General features: G+C 73.3%; 21 protein-coding genes and 1 pseudogene. 11 read left to right on the top strand and 11 right to left on the bottom strand.

Going from position 1 to position 20,009, the window contains the following annotated elements:
- Positions 1–16: 16 nt before the first annotated feature.
- Complete coding sequence (locus AQJ58_RS04525; RefSeq protein WP_067244924.1) at positions 17–241, bottom strand: hypothetical protein; 225 nt, start codon at positions 239–241, stop codon at positions 17–19.
- Positions 242–383: 142 nt separating this feature from the next.
- On the bottom strand, positions 384–1,037 hold the full coding sequence (locus tag AQJ58_RS04520) for a PhzF family phenazine biosynthesis protein (RefSeq protein WP_067244923.1): 654 nt from the start codon (positions 1,035–1,037) through the stop codon (positions 384–386).
- 240 nt (positions 1,038–1,277) lie between these two features.
- Between AQJ58_RS04520 and efeO the strand changes: the two genes are divergently transcribed.
- From efeO to AQJ58_RS04500, 4 genes are read left to right on the top strand one after another with little or no spacing between them, the layout of a single operon-like run.
- Positions 1,278–2,420, top strand: coding sequence for an iron uptake system protein EfeO (efeO, locus tag AQJ58_RS04515; protein ID WP_067244921.1), 1,143 nt, complete (start codon positions 1,278–1,280; stop codon positions 2,418–2,420).
- 11 nt (positions 2,421–2,431) lie between these two features.
- Positions 2,432–3,694 carry an iron uptake transporter deferrochelatase/peroxidase subunit gene (gene efeB, locus AQJ58_RS04510; protein ID WP_067244919.1) on the top strand — a complete coding sequence of 421 codons (1,263 nt, stop codon included), beginning with the start codon at positions 2,432–2,434 and terminating at the stop codon, positions 3,692–3,694.
- A 3-nt stretch (positions 3,695–3,697) separates the two neighbouring features.
- Positions 3,698–4,582, top strand: a complete 885-nt coding sequence (gene efeU, locus AQJ58_RS04505; protein WP_067244917.1) for an iron uptake transporter permease EfeU — start codon at positions 3,698–3,700, stop codon at positions 4,580–4,582.
- Positions 4,530–5,543: an SCO2278 family lipoprotein gene (locus tag AQJ58_RS04500; RefSeq protein ID WP_079078690.1), complete on the top strand. Its 1,014-nt coding sequence runs from the start codon at positions 4,530–4,532 to the stop codon at positions 5,541–5,543. Before efeU ends, AQJ58_RS04500 begins: the two co-directional genes overlap by 53 nt.
- A gap of 94 nt (positions 5,544–5,637) precedes the next feature.
- Here the strand turns inward: AQJ58_RS04500 and AQJ58_RS04495 are convergent, their stop codons facing one another.
- The 3 genes from AQJ58_RS04495 to AQJ58_RS04485 all read right to left on the bottom strand — a co-directional run bounded on the left by AQJ58_RS04495 (position 5,638) and on the right by AQJ58_RS04485 (position 8,098).
- Entirely contained in the window at positions 5,638–6,345 is a 708-nt protein-coding gene (locus AQJ58_RS04495; RefSeq protein WP_067244914.1) for a bifunctional DNA primase/polymerase, read from the bottom strand.
- A gap of 99 nt (positions 6,346–6,444) precedes the next feature.
- A complete protein-coding gene (locus tag AQJ58_RS04490; RefSeq protein WP_067244912.1) occupies positions 6,445–7,086 on the bottom strand; it encodes a TetR/AcrR family transcriptional regulator in 642 nt (213 codons plus the stop codon).
- A gap of 16 nt (positions 7,087–7,102) precedes the next feature.
- Positions 7,103–8,098 carry a Gfo/Idh/MocA family protein gene (locus AQJ58_RS04485; protein WP_067244911.1) on the bottom strand — a complete coding sequence of 332 codons (996 nt, stop codon included), beginning with the start codon at positions 8,096–8,098 and terminating at the stop codon, positions 7,103–7,105.
- 86 nt (positions 8,099–8,184) lie between these two features.
- Between AQJ58_RS04485 and AQJ58_RS04480 the strand changes: the two genes are divergently transcribed.
- The 5 genes and pseudogenes from AQJ58_RS04480 to AQJ58_RS04460 all read left to right on the top strand — a co-directional run.
- Positions 8,185–9,459 carry a multidrug effflux MFS transporter gene (locus tag AQJ58_RS04480; RefSeq protein ID WP_067244909.1) on the top strand — a complete coding sequence of 425 codons (1,275 nt, stop codon included), beginning with the start codon at positions 8,185–8,187 and terminating at the stop codon, positions 9,457–9,459.
- The gene (locus AQJ58_RS04475) at positions 9,423–10,580 is read left to right on the top strand and encodes a serine hydrolase domain-containing protein (RefSeq protein WP_067244906.1); all 1,158 of its coding nucleotides are present in this window, start codon (positions 9,423–9,425) and stop codon (positions 10,578–10,580) included. Before AQJ58_RS04480 ends, AQJ58_RS04475 begins: the two co-directional genes overlap by 37 nt.
- A gap of 32 nt (positions 10,581–10,612) precedes the next feature.
- Positions 10,613–11,599 carry a small ribosomal subunit Rsm22 family protein gene (locus tag AQJ58_RS04470; RefSeq protein ID WP_067244904.1) on the top strand — a complete coding sequence of 329 codons (987 nt, stop codon included), beginning with the start codon at positions 10,613–10,615 and terminating at the stop codon, positions 11,597–11,599.
- 76 nt (positions 11,600–11,675) lie between these two features.
- Complete coding sequence (locus tag AQJ58_RS04465) at positions 11,676–12,446, top strand: SDR family oxidoreductase (protein WP_067244902.1); 771 nt, start codon at positions 11,676–11,678, stop codon at positions 12,444–12,446.
- A 502-nt stretch (positions 12,447–12,948) separates the two neighbouring features.
- Positions 12,949–13,266: pseudogene (locus AQJ58_RS04460) on the top strand (ATP-binding cassette domain-containing protein); the annotation flags it as partial.
- A 22-nt stretch (positions 13,267–13,288) separates the two neighbouring features.
- Here the strand turns inward: AQJ58_RS04460 and AQJ58_RS04455 are convergent.
- On the bottom strand, positions 13,289–13,615 hold the full coding sequence (locus AQJ58_RS04455; protein ID WP_067244901.1) for a nuclear transport factor 2-like protein: 327 nt from the start codon (positions 13,613–13,615) through the stop codon (positions 13,289–13,291).
- A 128-nt stretch (positions 13,616–13,743) separates the two neighbouring features.
- On the opposite strand from AQJ58_RS04455, the gene AQJ58_RS04450 reads away from it, so the two are divergent.
- Positions 13,744–14,310, top strand: a complete 567-nt coding sequence (locus AQJ58_RS04450) for a DoxX family protein (RefSeq protein ID WP_067244899.1) — start codon at positions 13,744–13,746, stop codon at positions 14,308–14,310.
- A gap of 45 nt (positions 14,311–14,355) precedes the next feature.
- Entirely contained in the window at positions 14,356–14,715 is a 360-nt protein-coding gene (locus AQJ58_RS04445; RefSeq protein WP_067244897.1) for a MazG-like family protein, read from the top strand.
- Here AQJ58_RS04445 and AQJ58_RS04440 read toward each other — a convergent pair.
- The 5 genes from AQJ58_RS04440 to AQJ58_RS04420 are packed head-to-tail and all read right to left on the bottom strand — an operon-like array spanning position 14,712 to position 19,989.
- Complete coding sequence (locus tag AQJ58_RS04440) at positions 14,712–15,539, bottom strand: DUF6182 family protein (RefSeq protein WP_067244895.1); 828 nt, start codon at positions 15,537–15,539, stop codon at positions 14,712–14,714. The two genes, AQJ58_RS04445 and AQJ58_RS04440, sit on opposite strands and share 4 nt — an antisense overlap.
- A complete protein-coding gene (locus tag AQJ58_RS04435; protein ID WP_067244893.1) occupies positions 15,536–16,693 on the bottom strand; it encodes a hypothetical protein in 1,158 nt (385 codons plus the stop codon). The genes AQJ58_RS04440 and AQJ58_RS04435 overlap by 4 nt, the downstream gene beginning before the upstream one ends.
- A 38-nt stretch (positions 16,694–16,731) precedes the next feature.
- The gene (locus AQJ58_RS04430) at positions 16,732–17,628 is read right to left on the bottom strand and encodes a class I SAM-dependent methyltransferase (protein WP_067244892.1); all 897 of its coding nucleotides are present in this window, start codon (positions 17,626–17,628) and stop codon (positions 16,732–16,734) included.
- Entirely contained in the window at positions 17,625–19,337 is a 1,713-nt protein-coding gene (locus tag AQJ58_RS04425; RefSeq protein WP_067244890.1) for a GH3 family acyl-acid amido synthetase, read from the bottom strand. Before AQJ58_RS04425 ends, AQJ58_RS04430 begins: the two co-directional genes overlap by 4 nt.
- A complete protein-coding gene (locus AQJ58_RS04420; protein ID WP_067244888.1) occupies positions 19,324–19,989 on the bottom strand; it encodes a nucleoside/nucleotide kinase family protein in 666 nt (221 codons plus the stop codon). The genes AQJ58_RS04425 and AQJ58_RS04420 overlap by 14 nt, the downstream gene beginning before the upstream one ends.
- Positions 19,990–20,009: the final 20 nt, after the last annotated feature.

The following is a 20,009-nucleotide window of genomic DNA, read 5'->3' as shown; positions in this document are numbered from 1 at the left end:
GCACGGTCCGGTCCGGTCAGAACCAGCCGCAGTGCGCGCCGCCCCAGAAGATGTCGCTGGAGACCGTGTCGATCTTGCCGAAGTACGGGCTGCACACGGGCTCGTGCTCACCGCCGTACGTGGCCTCCGAGCCGTAGTGGCCGCCGTGGCGCGGTCCCTCGTCGGCGGTGGCGCTCGTCGCGCCGGCGGCGGCCAGCGCGACCCCCAGGACGGTGGCGGCCAGGACTGATCGGATACGCATGATGCTCCTCTCACGGAGGCTGAGTGGTCACGCCAGAGGTAACCGTTCGCCTCCCGGCGCACACGCGGGACCACCCGTACGGACGCCCGGAACACCACGAACGCCGGTCATCGGAGGTATCGTCCGGCGCCCGCCCCGGCGCTCAGCGCTCGGCGCCCTCCAGTCGGACCCGGCCGCCGATCTCCACCCAGCCGTACGGCTGCGGGGCGGTGAGGATCTGCGAACCCGCGCCCTGGGTGATGTTCAGGGCCCGCCCCAGCTGTTCGGTGAGCAGGAGCGCGGCGGCTCCGGTCGCCTCGTCCTCCTCGATCCCGTCGCCGCGGCCGGGGAAGCCGCGGGCGCGGATCCGCCCGGCGGGCTCGTCCTCCCAGGCCCAGGCATAGATCCACTCGCCGGGCGGCGGCACGCTCAGGTCGTCGATCTCGGCGGCGCTCGCGTACTGGCGGAACGTGCGCGGCGGCGCCCACTCGGCGCGTGCCTCGATCCAGCTGAACTCCCCGTCCAGCCGGGCGCCGACGACCCCGGCCGGGGTGACCAGTTCGGGGACGTCGAGCAGCCAGGCGGCGCCGACGCAGGGGTAGCCGGCGAAGGGCAGGCGGGCGGTGGGGGTGTAGATGTCGATGATCCCGCGCTCGGGATCGTCGACGAACACCGTCTCGCTGAAGGCGAGTTTCGCCGCGAGGGCCTGGCGGTCCTCGCGGTCCGGCAGCACCGAGCCTTCGCGGACCACGCCCAGTTCGTTGCCGTAGCCGCCGTTCGGCGCGCAGAAGACGCGGAGCACGTCGTAATCAGTCACTCCGGAATTGAAACACCGACCGGAGGGTGCGACCCGGATGCGGAATCCTTGAATCTCCTTTGACCTTCCGTTGGGGTCTGTTTTGAGCCACCGTGATCGCCTCGTGCTCTTACAGCGTCTATGAGAGCTGAATCACGGCACGGGCGGGCATTACCTAGGTAAGCCTTGGATAAGTTAGGCGAGGCTCACCAATCCTGTGAGTGCCGTCACGTGAATATTCAGCCATCGCCGGGAGCCCGCATGCGAGCCGCCAGACTGTCCGTCGTCACCGCCGTCACCGCCGTGACCGCACTGACCACCGTCACCGGCTGCACCGAGAAGAGCGATGCGAAGAACGGCGACCGCGTCATCAACGTGACGGCCACGGACTCCCGGTGCGAGACCTCCAGGAAGGAGATCTCCGCCGGACACGTCGAGCTCGCCATCGAGAACAAGGGCTCCAAGGTCACCGAGGTGTACGTGCTGTTCCCGGACGACCGGGTGGTGACCGAGCGGGAGAACATCGGGCCCGGCACCAAGCAGCACGTCACCGCCGAGGTGAAGGCCGGCACCTACCGGATCGCCTGCAAGCCCGGCATGAAGGGCGCCGGCATCCGCCAGGAGCTCAAGGTCACCGGCGGCGGCAGCGCGGCCGAGCGCGACCCCAAGCTCGACCAGGCCGTCGCCGACTACCGCGAGTACGCGCAGGAGCAGGCCGACGCCACCATCCCGCTCGTCGAGACCTTCGTGAAGGCGGTCAAGGCCGGCGACCTCACCGCCGCGCAGAAGGCCTACGCGCCCTCCCGCCTCGGCTGGGAGCGCACCGAGCCGGTCGCCGAGTCCTTCGGTGACATCGACCCGCTGGTCGACACCCGCGCGGACGGCCTGGAGGACGGCCAGAAGTGGACCGGCTGGCACCGGCTGGAGAAGGCCCTCTGGCAGGACAAGAAGATCGGCGACGAGGAGAAGACCCTCGCCGACCGGCTCGTCACCGACCTGAAGGACTGGCAGGGCCGGGTCGGCAAGGCGGAGATCACCCCGACCTCCATGGCCAACGGCGCCAAGGAGCTGCTCGACGAGGTCGCCACCGGCAAGGTCACCGGCGAGGAGGACCGCTACGCGCACACCGACCTCGTCGACTTCAAGGCCAACGTCGAGGGCGCGCAGAAGGCGTACGACCTGCTGAAGCCGGTCGCGCAGACCAACGACGCGGCGCTCACCGCCGAACTCGACAAGCAGTTCGCCGCGCTGAACACGCTGCTCGACACGTACCGCACCGACAAGGCCTCGTACGACTTCGTCTCCTACGACAAGGTCACCGAGGCGCAGCGCAAGGAGCTCTCGGACGCGGTGAACGCGCTCGCCGAGCCCCTGTCCAAGCTCGCCGCGGCCGTGGCCAAGTAAGGGGGACGGCGATGACCGAGATCACCGAGACCAGGAACGACGACCACCACCCCTCGCGGCGGTCGCTCATCGGCTGGGGCGGGGCCGGGCTCGCGCTCGGGGCCGCCGTGGCCGGCGGCGCGGTGGCCATGGCCCGCACCGGCGACGACGTCGAGCCGACGGCCGCCGAGACCGGCGCCGCGGTCGCCTTCCACGGCGCGAACCAGGCCGGTATCGCCACCCCGGTCCAGGACCGGCTGCACTTCGCCGCGTTCGACGTGGACACCACCGACCGCGCCGAGTTCGTCCGGATGCTCAAGGACTGGACGGCCGCCGCGCGCCGGATGACCGCCGGCAAGGCGGTCGGCGACGGGGCGTACGGCGGGCTCGCCGAGGCCCCGCCGGACGACACCGGGGAGGCCCTGGGCCTGAAGCCCTCGCGGCTGACGCTCACCCTCGGCTTCGGCCCGTCGCTCTTCGCGAAGTTCGATCTGGCCGACAAGCGGCCCGACGCGCTCGTCGACCTGCCCAAGTTCGCCGGGGACGCCCTCGACGCGAGCCGCTCGGGCGGCGATCTGTGCGTCCAGGCCTGCGCCGACGACCCCCAGGTCGCCGTGCACGCCATCCGCAACCTGGCCCGCATCGGCATGGGCAAGGTCTCCATCCGCTGGTCGCAGCTCGGGTTCGGCAAGACCTCCTCCACCACCCCGGACGCGCAGACCCCGCGCAACCTGATGGGGTTCAAGGACGGCACCCGCAACATCGCGGGCACCGAGACCGACCGGCTGAAGAAGTTCGTGTGGGTCGGCGAGAAGGACGGCCCCGAGTGGATGGTGGGCGGCTCCTACGTCGTCGCCCGGCGGATCCGGATGCACATCGAGACCTGGGACCGCACCTCGCTCCAGGAGCAGGAGGACGTGTTCGGGCGGGACAAGGGCGAGGGCGCGCCCGTCGGCAAGGCGAAGGAGCACGACGAGCCGTTCCTGAAGGCGATGAAGCCCGACGCGCACGTCCGGCTCGCGCACCCCGACTCCAACCAGGGCTCGACGATCCTGCGCCGCGGCTACTCCTTCACCGACGGCACCGACGGTCTGGGGCGCCTGGAGGCGGGCCTGTTCTTCCTGGCCTACATGCGCGACGTGAGCAACGGGTTCATCCGCATCCAGCGCAATCTCGCGACCGACGCGCTCAACGAGTACATCCAGCACGTGGGTTCGGCCGTCTTCGCCGTGCCGCCGGGCGTCCGGGACAAGGACGACTGGTGGGGCCGGACGCTGTTCTCCGAGGAGGCGTAGCCCGTGTTCTCCAACTATCTGATCGGCCTGCGCGAGGGTCTCGAGGCCTCGCTGGTCGTCTGCATCCTCATCGCCTACCTGGTCAAGACCGGCCGCAGGGACGCGCTGAAGCCGGTGTGGACCGGTATCGCGATCGCCGTGCTGATCGCGCTGGGCTTCGGCAGCGTCCTCGAATTCGGCTCGCAGGAGCTGACGTTCGAGGCGCAGGAGGCGCTCGGCGGTTCCCTGTCGGTCCTCGCGGTCTGCCTGGTGACCTGGATGGTCTTCTGGATGCGGCGCACCGCCCGGCATCTGCGCTCCGAGCTGCACGACAAGCTGGACGCCGCCCTCGCGATGGGCACGGGCGCGCTGGTGGCGACCGCGTTCCTCGCGGTGGGCCGGGAGGGCCTGGAGACCGCCCTGTTCGTGTGGGCGTCGGTGCACGCGGCCGGTGACGGCACCCCGCGTCCGCTCATCGGTGTGGCCCTCGGCCTCGCGACCGCGGTGTTCCTGGGCTGGCTGTTCTACCGCGGGGCGCTGCGGATCAACCTGGCGAAGTTCTTCACCTGGACGGGTGGCATGCTCGTCGTCGTGGCCGCGGGCGTGCTGGCGTACGGCTTCCACGACCTCCAGGAGGCCGACTGGCTGCCGGGCCTGAACAGCCTGGCCTTCGACATCAGCGGCACGATCCCGCCGGACAGCTGGTACGGAACGCTGCTGAAGGGCGTGTTCAACTTCCAGCCCGATCCGACCGTCCTCCAGGTCACGGTGTGGCTGCTGTACCTGGTCCCCACGCTCGCGCTGTTCCTCGCCCCGGTAGGGTTCGCCTCCGGGAAGGGGAAGGTGAAGGCTCCTGATGACGCACCTGACGACCGGGGTTCCCGGCAGTCGAAGGCTCCGCAGGCTTGAGCGGGGCGCGCTGTGGGCGGCCTGCGCGACGGCCTTGTCGTTGACGGCGAGCGGTTGTGTGGTCGTCCACGGGGAGCGGGTGGTGCTCCCCTCGGCGACGCGCGCGGAGGCCGCGAAGGCGCTCGATCAGTTCACGGCCGCGTACAACAAGGCCGACCAGGCGTACGACCCCTCGCTGGACGCCGCGTACACCACCGGCGCCCTCGGGGCCATCGACGCGGCGCGGTTGAAGGCCGGGAAGGTCAACAACCCGGGCGGCAACCCGCAGCACACCCCGCTGGTGCTGTCGGACGTGACGTACACGATCCCCAAGAAGGCGGGCTGGCCGCGCTGGTTCGTCGCCGACGCCGGGGCCAACAAGGGCGGTGACGCCCGGTGGGTGCTGGTGTTCACCCGGGGCGACCTCTCCGAGCCGTGGCAGGCGGCGTACCTGACGCTGGTGGCGCGGGGCGCGCTGCCGGAGTTCAGCAAGGACAAGGACGGCTGGGCCGAGGCCGTACCGGCGGACTCGGCCGAACTGACGCGGGCGCCGGAGGACTTGAGCAAGGAGTACACCGCCTACCTCGGGGACGGCGGGGGTGTGTTCGCGGACGGCGCGTACACCAGCACCCTGCGCACCACGCGGGCGAAGAACGCCGAGAAGCCGGGGCTGGTGCAGCAGTACGTCGACGAGCCGCTGGCCGGCGGGGAGTTCGCTCCCCTGGCGCTGCGGACGGCGGACGGCGGGGCGTTGGTCTTCTTCGCCTCCCACCACTACGTCAAGCAGACGGCCGCGACGGGGGCGTCCGTGCCGGCACCGAACGTGAGCGTGAAGGCGCTGACCACGGGGGAGATCAAGCAGTCGCTGACGATGGAGTTCGTGGCGAACGCGATCGCGCTCGATCCGGTGAAGGGGTCCGGGGACGGGAAGGTGGCGTTGCTGAGCCGGCTGGAGGGGCTGACCGGCGCGAAGGGCGGGTGAAGCCGTCGTTCGCCGGCGGGCGCGTGGCGGCTGGTCGCGCCCACGCGGCGGAGCCGCACATCGATACCGCCCCGCGCCCCTGAGGACAGGAAACCTACGAGCCGTAGGCGTTCGCGTGCCGGGCGCAGGCCTCCGTCAGGGTCTCCAGGAGGCTCAGGGGCTCCGGGAGGGGGTGTTCGGGGCCCCGCAGCCAGTGGACGGACCGGCCGTCGTCCCCCGGGAGACGGGCCGGTGGGACCAGGACGTACGAACCCCGGCAGTGCCAGCGCAGGCCGGGGTGTTCGTCCATCGTCTCGGGGTGGCAGTCCAGCTCGCAGGGCCACCACTCGTCCTCGTCCTCGGGGGTGCCCCGGGTGAGGGTGAAGAAGAGGAGGCGGCCGTCGTCGCTCTCGGCGACCGGGCCGACCTCCACGCCCGCGCCGAGGAGCCGGTCGAGGGCCTCGCGGCCGGCCTCCAGGGGGACGTCGAGGACGTCGTGGGTCATGCCGGTCGCGGTGATGAAGTTGGCCTGCGGCTGGTGCCGGGCCCACCGCTCGATCTGGGCCCGGTCGGTGGTCGACTGGGTCTGCCAGGCGAAGGACACCGGGTGCCGGGCCGGGGTGGGACAGCCCACGCGGTCGCAGGAGCAGCGGTAGTCGGCGGCGGGGTACGCGGCGGGCGCGAGGGGCAGTCCGGCCCCGGCCGCGGCGAGCAGCAGGGCTTCCCGGCCGCCTTCGTCGGCGGCCCCGCTCGGGCCGCTTCCGCGCAGCCACTGGGTGAGTCTGCCCCGCAGGCCGCTCAGGCCGGCGAACTCCGCGCTCATCTATCCCCTCGCCTCGCTGGTGATGCGGACAGCATGCCCTATGGTCCCATCATCCGGCGCATCGGGGGTTCCGTACCCCCAAACGGGGCAAAGGGCCCGTCAGCGGGGTGCGAGTCCGTACAGGGCGTAGTCGACGAGGGTGTCCGTGTAGGCGTACGAGATGGGGCCCGTGCGCTGGAGCCAGCGCTGGGCGAGCGGGGAGACGAAGAGTTCGAGGGCGATGCGCGGGTCGATCTCCGTGCGGAGCCGGCCGGTGCGCTGGGCGGAGCGCAGCCGGTCGACGTAGAGCTGGAGCCGGGGTTCGAGGAGCTTGGCGACGAACTCGCGGCCGAGGGGTTCGTTGACCACTCCCTCGGCGGAGAGGGCGCGGGCGGGGGCCTCGAAGCGGGGGTCGAGGAGTTCGTCGACGGTGGCGCGCAGGACGGCCTTGAGGTCGGCGGCGAGGTCCCCGGTGTCGGGCAGGGAGTCCGGGGCGTGCCCCGCGGCCTCGGCGGCCCGCTCGCCGAGGTCGAGGAACGCCTCCAGCAGGACGTCGGCCTTCGACCCCCACCAGCGGTAGATGGTCTGCTTGCCGACGCCGGCGCGGGCGGCGATCCCCTCGATCGTGGTCTTCGGATAGCCCGCCTCGGCGACGAGCGCGAGGGCCGCCTCGTAGATGGCGCGGCGGGACCTCTCGCTGCGGCGACTGGTGTCGGGGGCCGGTCGGGCGGGCTGAGCGGGCTTGGCGGGCTGGGTGACCATGGGTCGACGGTACGGCCTACTCGTGCGGGTAGCGCACGCCGATCCGTTCCCGTACGGCGTCCAGGGTGCGCATCACGGCGAGGGTGCCGTCGAGCGGGGCGAGCGGGGACTCGGTCTCGCCGGCCCTGAGGGCGCGCATGACCTCGCGGGCCTCGTGGCGGAAGGTGGTGCGCGGACCGTCGGCGGGGTCGGCGGTGAACTCCTCGGGGTCGCGTCCGGCGCGGTGCAGGACCAGCCGGTCGGGGTGGAAGAACCCGGAGGGGATGTCGATGCGGCCGCGGGAACCGGTGACGGAGGCGGTGGTGCCGGTGCCGCCGGAGACCGAGCAGTGCAGGGCGGCGAGCGCGCCGGAGTCCCAGGACAGGGCGAGGGCGGTCTGCAGGTCGACGCCCTCGGCGGAGAGGACGGCCTGCGCGCGGATGCCGTCGGGTTCGCCGAGCAGGAGGTGGGCGAAGGAGACGGGGTAGACGCCGAGGTCGAGGAGGGCGCCGCCGCCCTGGGCGGGGTCGCGCAGCCGGTGCGAGGGAGGGAAGGGGCCTTCGAGTCCGAAGTCGGCCTGGACGGTGCGGACCTCGCCGATGGCGCCGTCGTCGACGAGCGCCTTCAGGCGGCGGATCAGCGGGTTGCAGTACATCCACATGGCTTCCATGAGGAAGCGGCCGTTGTCGCGGGCCAGGGCGACGAGTTCCTCCGCCTCGCGCACGTTGAGGGTGAAGGGCTTCTCGCACAGCACGCCCCGGCCGGCCTTCAGGCACAGGCCGGCGGCGGCACGGTGGGCGGCGTGCGGGGTGGCGACGTAGACGACATCGATGTCCGCGTCCTCGGCGAGCGCGCCCCAGTCGCCGTAGGCCCTGGGGATGCCGAAGCGTTCGGCGAAGGCCTGGGCGGAGGCCTCGGTGCGGGAGCCGACCGCGACGACCTCCGCGTCGGGCAGGTCGACCAGGTCCGCCGTGAACGCGGCGGCTATGCCGCCGGTCGCCAGGATTCCCCATCGCACCGTGTCCGTCGTCATACCCCGTCCCGTCCTCGTGCCGTACCAGCAGTCGTTCCGAGCTGAGAGCATAGGGGCGAGGACCGGGCAGAGGGAGGGGCGGCGGCATGCCGGAGGGTGGGGCGATACCGCGGGTGCCGGAGACGACGGCCGTCGCGCCGCCGTCGGCCGGCCCGCGCCGGACCGGTCTGCTTCTCACCCTGGTGCTGGGCGGTCTGACGGCCACTCCCCCGCTGTCGATGGACATGTACCTCCCGGCGCTGCCGGAGGTCACCCGTGGTCTGCACGCGCCCGCCGCGACCGTCCAGCTCACGCTGACCGCCTGTCTGGCGGGCATGGCGCTGGGGCAGCTGGTGGTCGGGCCGATGAGCGACCGGTGGGGGCGCAGGCGCCCCCTGCTCGCGGGGCTCGCGGTGTACGTCGTCGCGACCGTGCTGTGCGCGCTCGCGCCGACCGTGGAGCTGCTGGTCGCCTTCCGGCTGGCGCAGGGCCTCGCGGGCGCGGCGGGAATCGTGATCGCGCGGGCCGTGGTGCGCGATCTGTACGACGGTGTGGCGATGGCCCGCTTCTTCTCCACCCTGATGCTGATCTCCGGGGTGGCGCCGGTGGTGGCGCCGCTGATCGGGGCGCAGCTCCTGCGGGCGACGGACTGGCGGGGGGTGTTCGCGCTGCTCTCGGTGGTGGGGCTGGCGCTGGCGGTGCTCGCGTGGACACGGCTGCCGGAGACGCTGGAGCCCGCCGGGCGGCACGCGGGCGGGGTGGGCGAGGCCCTGCGGTCGATGCGCGGGCTGCTGGCCGACGCGTCCTTCACCGGCTACCTGCTCGCCGGCGGCTTCGCCTTCGCCGCGCTGTTCGCGTACATCAGCGCCTCGCCCTTCGTCGTCCAGGAGATCTACGGCGCCTCCCCGCAGATGTTCGGTCTGCTGTTCGGGGTGAACTCGGTGGGGCTGGTGCTGGTCGGGCAGATCAACGGCAAGCTGCTGGTGGGCCGGGTCCGGCTGGACCGGGTGCTGGCCGCGGGGCTGACGGTGGTGGCGCTGGCGGCGGCCGCGCTGCTGCTGATGACGTCGGGTGTGTTCGGCGCGGTGGGTCTGGCTCCGGTGGCGGTGGCCCTGTTCGTGCTGATGTCGGCGATGGGTGTGACGCTGCCCAACGCGCAGACGCTCGCCCTGACCCGGGTCCGGCACTCCGCCGGGTCCGCCTCCGCGCTGCTCGGCACCTCCTCCTTCCTCATCGGCGCGGTCGCCTCCCCGCTGGTCGGGATCGCCGGGGAGCACACCGCCGTCCCGATGGCCGTCGTCCAGCTGGCGGCCGCGCTGGTGGCGCTGGCCTGTTTCGTGGGACTGTGCCGTCCCTGGAGACAGACCGTGGAGGAGAGCTGAGCGCGCCGAGACTGCGCGTCGACACCCCGGAACGGGCCGGGCTCGACCCGGAGGAGATGCGCCTCCTCGTGGACGACGTCAGGACCCTGACCACCGGTGAGCGGCCCTGGGCCGCGGGCGCCGTGGTGGTCGCGGGCCGTGGCCCGGTGATCGCCGTCGAGGAGGCGGCGGGCTGGGCGGTGCGGTACGCCTCCTACGACCCGGAGGCCGGTGCCGGGGTGGAGCTGCCGCCCGGGGCGCGGGTCCCGATGACGGTGGACACCCCCTTCGACGTTGCCTCCCTGACCAAGCTGTGCACCTCGGTGGCGGCGGTGCAGCAGATCGAGCGGGGCACGCTGGGCATCGACGCCCGGGTCGGCGCGTATCTGCCCGACTTCCGCGGGGCCGCCGCGCACGGCGTCACGGTCCGCCAGCTCCTCACCCACACCTCGGGCCTGCGCCCCGAGCTGCCGCTGTACGACTGCGCGGACGCCGGGGAGCGGCTGGAGCTGCTGCGGGCCGAGACGCCGGCCGGGGAGCCCGGCGCGTACGTCTACTCCGACCTGAACATGCTTCTGCTCCAGCAGCTCCTGGAGCGCCTCTCGGGCCGGACCCTGGACGTCCTGGTGCACGAGGGGATCACCCGTCCGCTGGGCATGACCGCGACCCGCTTCGGCCCCTGCCCGGGCGCGGCGGCCACCGAGGACCAGCGGCGGCCGTGGGCGAAGGCGGACCGGGGCATGCTGCGGGGCGAGGTGCACGACGAGAACGCCTGGGCGCTGGGCGGGGTGGCCGGGCACGCGGGACTCTTCTCCACCGGCCGCGACCTGGCGGTCCTGTGCCGCACCCTGCTCGCGGGCGGCTGCTACGGCCGCGCGCGTGTCCTCGGCCCGGACTTCGTGGAGCTGCTGCTGGCCCCGCCGGGGCTGGGCTTCGCCGTGGACCGGCCGTGGTTCATGGGCGAGCTGTCCGGCGGGGGCGCGGCGGGCCACACCGGCTTCACCGGTACGTCCCTGGTCCTGGACCCGGCCACGGACACCTACCTCGTGCTGCTGGCGAACACGGTGCATCCGGTGCGCAGGGCCCCGGACAGCGGGCCGCGGGCGCGGGCGGCGACGCGGCTGGCGCGGGCGGTGCGGTGAACCCGCCGGCCGCGACCTGAGAAAATCGGCGGGTGAACGTCTCCGTCTCCGCCGCCGAAACCCTCCGTAGCGCCCTCGGGGAACTCCTCGACGGTCTGCCGCCCCGGCAGGCCGCCCAGGCCGTCGAGCGGCTCATCGCCACCTACCGGGGGGCCACCCCCACCGCAGCGCCGATCCTGCGCGACCGGGCGGACGTGGCCGCCTATGCCGCGTACCGGATGCCGGCGACCTTCGAGGCGGTGTGCTCGGCGCTGGAGGCGTTCGCGGACGCGGTGCCGCGGTGGACGCCGGGCAGCCACACGGACGTGGGCGGCGGGACGGGCGCGGCGACCTGGGCGGTGAGCGCCGTCTGGGAGGGGAGGCGTCCGGTGACCGTGCTCGACTGGGCGGAGCCCGCGCTGGCCCTGGGCCGGGAGATCGCCGCCGCGAACCCGGCGCTCGACGAGGTCCGCTGGCGGCGCGCCCGGATCGGGTCGGCCCTCGCGCTGGACCCGGCCGACCTCGTGACGGTCTCGTACGTCCTCAACGAGCTGGCCGCCCCCGACCGCGCCGCGCTGGTGGACGCCGCCGCGGGCGCCGCGCAGGCCGTGGTGATCGTGGAGCCGGGCACGCCCGACGGCTACGCCCGGGTGATCGAGGCCCGTGACCGGCTGGTCGGCGCCGGTTTCCACATCGCCGCGCCCTGCCCGCACAGCGCCGGCTGCCCGATCGCGCCCGGCACGGACTGGTGCCACTTCTCGGCGCGGGTCAGCCGCTCCTCCCTGCACCGGCAGGTCAAGGGGGGCTCCCTGCCGTACGAGGACGAGAAGTTCTCGTACGTCGCCGCCGCCCGCTTCCCGGTCTCCCTCGCCTCCTCCCGTGTCGTGCGCCGGCCGCAGATCCGCAAGGGGCAGGTGCTCCTCGACCTGTGCGAGACCGAGGAGCGGCTGGCCCGGACGACGGTGACGAAGAAGCACGGCGAGCTGTACAGGGCGGCCCGGGACGCGGACTGGGGCGACGCCTGGCCGCCCCGGCCGTGAGCACCCCCGGGCGGGCCTGAGGCGGGTCGTCCGGATGAGGGACGCCGCCTTTCCGCCTGCCGTACGCTGCGGCTCCATGGACGCCAAGGAGAGTGCGGGGACCGCAGGGGTCGCGATCGTCACCGGCGCCGGTTCCGGCATCGGGCGGGCGGTCGCCGTGGAACTGCTGCGTGCGGGCTGGGCGGTGGGGCTCGCCGGCCGGCGCCCCGGGACGCTGGAGGCGACGGCGGCACTGGTGCCGGGGGGCGCGCACCTCGCCGTACGGGCGGACGTCTCGGACCCCGCGGACGTGGCCGCCCTGTTCGCCGCCGTGCGGGAGCGGTTCGGACGGCTGGACCTGTTGTTCAACAACGCGGGCACGTTCGGGCCGGGCGGGGTGCCGTTCGAGGATCTGCCGTACGACGCCTGGCGGCACGTGGTGGACACCAACCTCAACGGGGCGTTCCTGTGCGCCCAGGCGGCGTTCCGGCAGATGAAGGAGCAGGAGCCGCGGGGCGGACGGATCATCAACAACGGCTCGATCTCGGCGCACTCCCCGCGCCCGCTGTCGGCGCCGTACACCGCGACCAAGCACGCGCTGACCGGCCTGACCAAGTCCCTGTCCCTGGACGGGCGGGCGTACGGCATCGCCGTGGGACAGATCGACATCGGCAACGCGGCGACCGAGATGACAGCCCGGATGGAGACGGGCGCGCTCCAGGCCAACGGCGAGATCGCGCCGGAACCCGTGATGGACGTGACGGACGTGGCGCGCACGGTGCGGCACATGGCGGAGCTGCCGCTGGGGGCGAACGTGCAGTTCGCGACGGTGCTGGCGACGGCGATGCCGTACGTGGGGCGCGGGTGAGGGCCTCACGGGTCGTCAACTCCCCCACCCGTACAAGCGGAATTTGGCCATCCGTGCCATTGCGGCCGGTAGCGGACCTGTGCTCAACTGATCTCCACGAGAACTTCACACTTTCCCCACGGGGACGCTCCGCTGACGGAGCCCATCGAGCCATACCGAGGGGGGGAAGGGCAGCCGCTCCACGGCACCGGGTGGGGGTGGGCCTCGCCGGGACCGCGAGGTTTGCGCCGGTGGCGTGGAGCGGCTGCCACTTATTTCGTGGCCGGGCCGGGTCGGGCGTGTGGGTGCTGTCGTCTGCGGGGTGCGGGTCCGTGGTGGCTCGTCGCGCCCGGAGTCTCCTTCGCACTGTGTATGCGCCTGCCGCCAGGACGGACAGCGCTCCCGCCGCGCCCAGCGCGCCCCGGGCCGCACCCGACTCGTCGGCCTTCGGCGCGGCCGTCGAGCCCGCGTGGACGGCGGCGGAAGGTGAGGCCGGGGTCCCGCCCTCGCTCAGGGGCTCCACCAGATTGCCCACCCCACCCCCGCGGAGCTCTCCGGCGGCCAGCAGCAGCGCGTCGCGATCGCCCGCGCGCTGGTGAAGAAGCCGAAGGTCCTGCTCGCCGACGAGCCCACCGGCAACCTCGACGAGGGCACCCGCGACGACATCATGGGACTGCTGGAGGGCCTGTGGCACGAGTACGGCCTGACCTTCGTCATGGTCACCCACGACTCGTCGATCGCCCGCCGCGCGCCGCGCCTGGCCACGATCAAGGCGGGCCGGATCACGCTGACCGAGCAGCACGCGCACCACGCGTACGCGCCGGCGCGGCAGGGCCACTGAACCCGGGAACCTCCCGCCCCGGCTACGCCTGCCCGGTCTCGAACCGGGCGATGTGCCCGTCACGGGTGACGTCGAAGTGCCAGCGGGTCCGCATCTCGCCCCAGGTGTCGTTGCGGTAGTTCACGACGAGGTCGTGGCCGTCGTTCGACTGGTTGACGACGTCCATGTGGCCCCTGGGGGTGAAGATCTCCCGGTCGATCCACTGGACCATGTCCCGGTCGGTGCCGTCGTCGGCCATGGTCGCGTCTTCGGTCAGGATCTTGAGGAACGCCTCCTGGTCACCGTCGTTGACGGCGTTGACGAAGGCCCGGACGGCCGGGTCGGTGAGTTTTCCGGTCTGGATCGTCATACGGGCAGCGTCACACCGCGCCAGGCCCCCCGCCACCCGAACGCCACCGGCGGGGGGCGGGGGCGTGTGAGGGATGCGAGGGTGGAAACGCGAGGGGGGTTGTCCTGCTGTCCACTCAGGGAGTCGCTGTGACCACCTCCTTCAACCGCCGTGACGTGGGTCTGCTGCTGCTACGGCTGGGCACGGGCGGCGTACTGGCCGCCCACGGCGCGCAGAAACTCTTCGGCTGGTTCGGCGGCCACGGCCTGGAGGGCACGGGCCAGTTCATGGAGTCGGTCGGCTACAAGCCCGGCCGGGCCAGCGCGACGGCGGCGGGCCTGGCCGAGGCGGGCGGCGGCACACTCCTCGCCCTGGGCCTGGCGACCCCGGCGGCGGGCGCGGCGGCGGCCGGCGGCATGGCGGGCGCGGCGGCGGTCCACACCCCGAACGGCTTCTTCAACATGGAGGGCGGCTACGAGTACGCGGCCACCCTGGGCCTGGCCGCCACCGGCCTCGCGATCACGGGCCCCGGCCGCCTCTCCCTCGACCACGCCCTCGGCCACGTCCTCGACCGGGGCTGGATGGTCCCGACGGCCCTGGCGGCGACGGGCGTGCTGACAGCGGTGGTGGTGGGCACGCGCAACCGCCGGGTCCGGCGCCGGGAGGAGGGCGAGCAGGCGGCGTTGTTCGAGGAGGGGGAGCTGCTGATGGGATGAGGCGGGCGGTGTCACCAGCTCGGCCGCTCATGCCAAGCTGCCCCCATGACTGACGCCGTCTCCCCCACCTCCGACGACATCTGGCCCACGATCGAATCCCTCTGGACCTGGCTGGACACCCACCGCCCGCACGACGGCTCCACGGGCCTCCTTCTGCGCATGCTGAAGCTGTCGGAGGAGGTCGGCGAGGTCGCGGAGGCGGTGATCGGCGCGATGGGCCAGAACCCGAGGAAGGGGAACAGCCACAGCTGGGAGGACGTACAGGGGGAGCTGTGCGACGTCGTGATCACGGCGCTGGTGGCGCTGCGGACGCTGACACCGGAGCCCGAGCGGGTGTTCGGGGAACATCTGGGGCGGGTGGCGGAGCGGTCGCTCGGTCACCTCGCCCCGACTGAAACCCCCTAGCAAGCCGCCCCCGCGCCTGAGGACAGGTCGGACAGGTCGGACAGGTCCTGGACCGACGGCGTGGTGAGTGCCGCCGTCAGTCGGAGGCGCCGCGGGTCGTGGTCGTCCGGGACGGCCCGTACGGCCGCGTAGTCGGACTGGCGGGGCGCGAGGCGTGGGGTTCTGCGGAGGGTCAGCCGGTCTCCCGGGGCGATCAGACCGTCCAGGACGGCCTCGGCGAGGAGGTGGTTCAGGTGGATGAGGGCGGCTGCCGTCGTGCAGTCGGCCGTGGCCAGCCAGAGGTCCCGGCGGACGGGCGGGCGGACAGGTGGGCGGACCGCCCCCGGAGCGTCGTACGACGCGGGGTGGGGTACCTCGAAGGACACGTCCCGGCCGGTGGGGACCTGGGCCGGGGCCTGGAGGAGTTTCAGGAGGCGGCGCAACGCGACGGTGGCCGCGGGCGGGCCGGGGACGGTCCACGCGGCCGAGCCGTCGGGCGCGAGGCGGACGAGGGGGAAGCGTGCGCCGAGGTGCTCGGGATTGCCCGCGAGGAACACGGTCCGGGTGAGGGACCGCCGCCAGGCGCCGGCCTCCTCGACGCCCAGCCCCAGGGTGTAGGCACAGGTCTGCCGGGCCCAGGCCGCCAGGTCCAGGTCCCGTACCACCACGGCCACGACCGTGTCGTGGGCGGCTTCGGCGGCCTGGGCGGCGGCCGCCGCCAGGCCCGCCGGTGTCGAGAGGTCGTGGCGCGCGGCCAGTTCGGGCCGCGCGCGGCGCAGGCGCTGCGCCACGGCGGCCCGCAGGGTCCGCTGCGCCGCGGCTGAGGCGTTCTCGGTCGGGGTCACAGGTACACCCCCGTCAGCAGGTCGCCCGCCGGGCGGCGGCGTCTGCCGAGGAGTGACGACGTCAGACGGTAGGGATCGACGTGGAGGTGGGATCCGCGGTGGCGGGCCACGCGTTCGGCGAGCGGGGGCACGGGCGGCTCCGGGTCCCCGTCCGCCGCCGCCAGGAGCCGCTCGGCCCGGCCGAGACACTGGTGCAGCAGGTCGGGCCGGTGGCCCTCGGACTGCCCCGGGCCGAGGACGGCGATGAAGTACAGACGCATGCCGAGGCGCACGGCCGCCGGGGTGTGTCCGGATCGGGCGGCGGCGAGCAGGGCGCGGGCGTCGTGGTCGTGCCAGCCGCCCTCCCGCGCGGAACGGATCCTGCCGTCGACCGGCACGCGTCCGACCGGTACCCGGACCACCGTGGGCCCGAGCGCGGTGAGGACCCGGGCGAGACGCTGGTAGTCGGGGTCCAGCTGGCTGTCGTAGAGCAGGACGACCTCGTCGTACGCCGGTGCCAGGGGCAGGAGTTCGCGCAGGGCGCAGGCCAGGTAGTTGGGCCGGCCGTCGGCGCTCACCAGGGTCCGCAGGGGAAGACCGTGGCGGGTCAGGTCGAGGTAGACGGGGCCGCCCAGGGCCCGCTGGTCCAGGCACATCCCGAGGGTGCCGAGCCGGGCGATCACCTCGGTCAGGCCGAGTCCCGGCGGCTGGTGGGCGAGCAGTCCGGGATCGGTCAGCCCGAGTGCGGTGTACTGCTCGGCCCAGACGCGCAGGACCGTGGTGGCGGCGGGGTGGGTCCAGCCGTGTTCGACGGCCTGCGCGTACGGGCGCAGGGCGGCTGCCGGGACGTCCTCGCCGGCCGCGCGGAAGGCGACGTACAGCTCTCCGACGGCGCGCTCGTCGAGGGAGGTGTAGTCCAGGTCGCCGTACCGGCGGTCGAGGAACTCCCAGAAGCCCAGGGTCTGTTCGGTCGGGTGGTAGGTCGTGTGGCTGTAGCGGAGGGTGACCTCGGCGACATGGCGGGTGGCCCGGTACATCACGTCCGACCACAGCAGTCCCTTGAGGTGGCTGGGGGTGAGCGGCTTGGACGGGGTGACGGTGACCGGGGCCAGCAGAACCCGGTGCCCGGCGGACCGGGACGCGGGCCGGCCCGGCGCGGGGGCCGGGGTGGCCACGGCCGTCGCCGCGCGGGGCGTTCCTGTGCCGGTCCCCTTCACCGGGGTGCCCGCAGGGATCCGTGGACGAAGAAGACGCGGCCCTCGCCCGGCAGGTGCCGGGGCGGCACCGGATCGGGCCAGCGGTCGAAGTCGGCTCCCTCCTCGCCGGGCTGGAGGGCCGTCACCGTGTATCCGCAGGCGTCGAAGAGGGCCTCGGGCTCGTCGAAGCCCGACACCCAGGGCGTTCCCCAGCCCTCGAACACCGAGAGCAGCGGTTTCATGTGGGGCAGCGTCAGGGCGGCGGTGTTCACCAGATCGGCGGCGATCCCGCTGCCCGGTGCGGAGCAGGCGGCGATCCTGGTCAGCAGCCGGCGCACGTCGTCCCGCGGAAGGTAGTACAGCAGGCCTTCGAGCACCCACGCCGAGGGACGGGCCGGGTCGTAGCCGCTGTTGCGCAGGCTCTCCTCCCAGCCGTGTCCGGTCAGGTCGGCCGCGACGGTGCGCAGGTCCGCCCGGGGCGGGCGGCCGGCCAGCCGTCGTCCCTTGTGGCCGAGCACGGCGGGCCGGTCGATCTCGAACCACCGGGTGCCGTCCGGCCAGGCCAGCCGCCAGGCCCGGGTGTCGAGGCCCGCGGGCGCCAGCACGACCTGCCGTACGCCGTGTTCGTGGGTGAGGCGGCGCAGCCGGTCATCGAGGAAACGGGTGCGGATGGCGTTGAAGTCGGGGGTGCTCGGCACCTCCTGGCGGTCTGTGCGGCGGCCGGTGACCGCGGCGATCTCGGCGAGCAGCGCCCGGCCGCGGGCTCCGGCCAGTCCGGCGGCGTAGGGGTCGGTGTACAGCCGGTCCGCGCGGCTCGACTCGGCGGCGCGCAACGCCGCGGTGAGCAGCGCGGTGCGTTCCAGCGCGGTCAGCTCCGCCGGGTCCGTGGCGGTGGGGTTCTCGTGCGTGGTCATGCGCCCTCCTCCAGCGGCAGCGGGGCCGGTGCCGCGCCGGTGGGGCCGACGAGCCGCTCCCACTGGCCGGGGTCCTGGCGGAAGAGCCGGTCCTTGACCTGGGTGGGCCGTACCCCGGCGGCGACGGTGTCCTGCCAGTCGCGCCAGAAGGCGTCGGCGGGCAGCCTCAGGACGGTGGGCGCGGCGAGGCGGCCGGTGGCGCGGGCGGCGCGGTAGCCCGCGGACTCGTGGGCCAGTCGGTCGTCGAGCCGTGCCGCGAACGCGTCGGCCTCCTCGTCGTGCCACGGGCCGGCGGGCGCCACGGCGAACACGTACCGGGCGGTGCCGCCGGCGGTGTCCACCCGGGTGGCGGCATTGCGCAGTTCGACTCCGGTGGCGTCGGCGGCGGCCGACAGGGCCCGGACGACATGGGCCTCGCGCAGCCGTTCCCCGGCGTGGTCGCTGCGGGTGGCGCGTCCGGCGTAGGCGACCCGGGGGACGCCGTGTGCCCGGTCGACGACCCGGACGACATCCCCGACGGCGTACCGGTAGAGGCCGCCGACATGGCTGAAGACGACGTGGTAGTCGCGTCCCGGTTCGAGTTCCTCGGGCCGCAGGGTCGGTGCGTCGGGCACGAGGTCCAGGTCGGCGTCGACGAACTCGTACACCGACGCGGTGAGGACGGGAGTGCCCGCGCTGCCGTGCCGGTCCAGGGGGACCGCCACGGGGCCCTCGGAGGCGGCCACCGGAGCGGGCAGCACGGCCACGCCGGCGCCGAACTCCTCCCGCAGCCGGGGCAGATAGAGGGTGGCCAGACCGGTGGTCCAGCAGAACAGGGCACGCATCCTGGGCCACACATGGGCGGGGCGCACGGTGCCGAACCGGTCGGCGAGCCGTTCCAGTTCGGCCGCGCGGTGCGGATCGGGGCTCCCATGGGGGCGGCCGCCGAGCGTGCCGTCACGGATCTCCTTGATGATCCGCGGCCACCACAGCCTCAGTTGGTGGGGCAGGGCCGCCACCATGGCCGGGTTGATCCCGATGACGCAGCGGACGTCGGCGGCGACCGCGAGGCGCAGCCGCAGATACGTCTTCTCCAGGTGGTCGCGCGCGTCGACCGGCACCGGCAGCCGTGCCCAGGGGGCGTCGGTGCCCGGTTCGGCGGAGAGGGGCTCGCCGAAGGTCGCGCCGAAGTCCACCTGGCTGGCGCCCACATGGGGCTTGCCGGAGCTGGTGGTGGGCGGGGCGGCGAGCGGGTCGTGCTTGAGGTTGAGCACCGCGTCGGGACGCCGGAGCACCTCGGGGAAGTGGGCGATGAGCGGTGCCCATGCCGCGTAGTAGAAGGGGAAGAACGAGGTCCGCATGAACCGCGGGGTGACCGGGATCTTCTTGTGGGCGCCGGTGCTGCCGCTGCTGGTGAAGAAGACGGCGGGCCGGTCGGCGGTCAGGACGTCCGGCTCACCGGCCGCGCTCCGCTCGATCCAGGGTTCGAGATCGGCGTACGTCTGGATGGGCACCGCCCGGCGGTAGGCGTCGAGGGTGCGGATACGGCCGAAGCCGTGGGCGGTGCCGTAGTCGGTTCTGGCGTTGAACTCCAGCAGGTCGGCCAGGACGTGGCGCTGGTGTGCGGCCGGGTCGGCGAGGGCGGCCAGCAGCCGGGCCCGTTCCGTGTAGACCCGCGCGGTGTAGCGGTCCGTGCGGTCGGTGCCTGGCTGCGGGTCAGCCGAGTTCATGGGTGATCAGCTCCCGTACGGTGGCCGCGGTCCGCGCGGCGTCGGTCTGCTCCGCGAGGACGGTCACGGGCAGGTCCCGTATCTCCTCGCGCACGAGCCGGTCGAGGTCCCTCTGGTAGCGCTTGAATCCGCACGGCTGCGGCTGCGGGCCGTAGTACTCGAGGACGTTGAGGTCGGCGCCGTCCCGCGACCGGCGCCAGGCGTTCTCGGGGCTGACATCGAGGTAGATGATCCGGCCCGGCGGGGGAAAGGACCGCCACCAGGTCAGGAGGGGGTCGTCGGGCACACCGGCCAGCCGGCACTTCGCGAGGAACTTGTAGTAGTAGGAGTCGACGACGGCCGGGGTCAGCGGATCGCCGTTGACGAGCTGGTCCCGCAGGTGCACGACGGCGGTGTGCATCATCGCGGCGAGGAAGTCCGGGGACCACCGGCTCTCGTGCGGTGCCACGTCCTTCACCACGTCCCGGCGCAGCCGTCCGATCAGGGCGTGCTCGGGTGCCAGGAAGGTGTCGTCGACGGAGACGAGGCGCCAGGGCGTGGCCGTGCGCCTGAGCTCGGCGAGCACCGACGACTTTCCCGCGTAGTCCGGCCCGAGGAGAACGAAGAACGGCGGTACGGAACCGGTCCGGAATTCCCGGCGGCTCAAGGGCATGGCGCTTTCTTCTTCCTTTT

Source organism: Streptomyces sp. DSM 15324, assembly GCF_001514285.1.
Taxonomy (GTDB): Bacteria; Actinomycetota; Actinomycetes; order Streptomycetales; family Streptomycetaceae; genus Streptomyces.
This window is presented reverse-complemented; position numbering and strand designations above follow the sequence as displayed.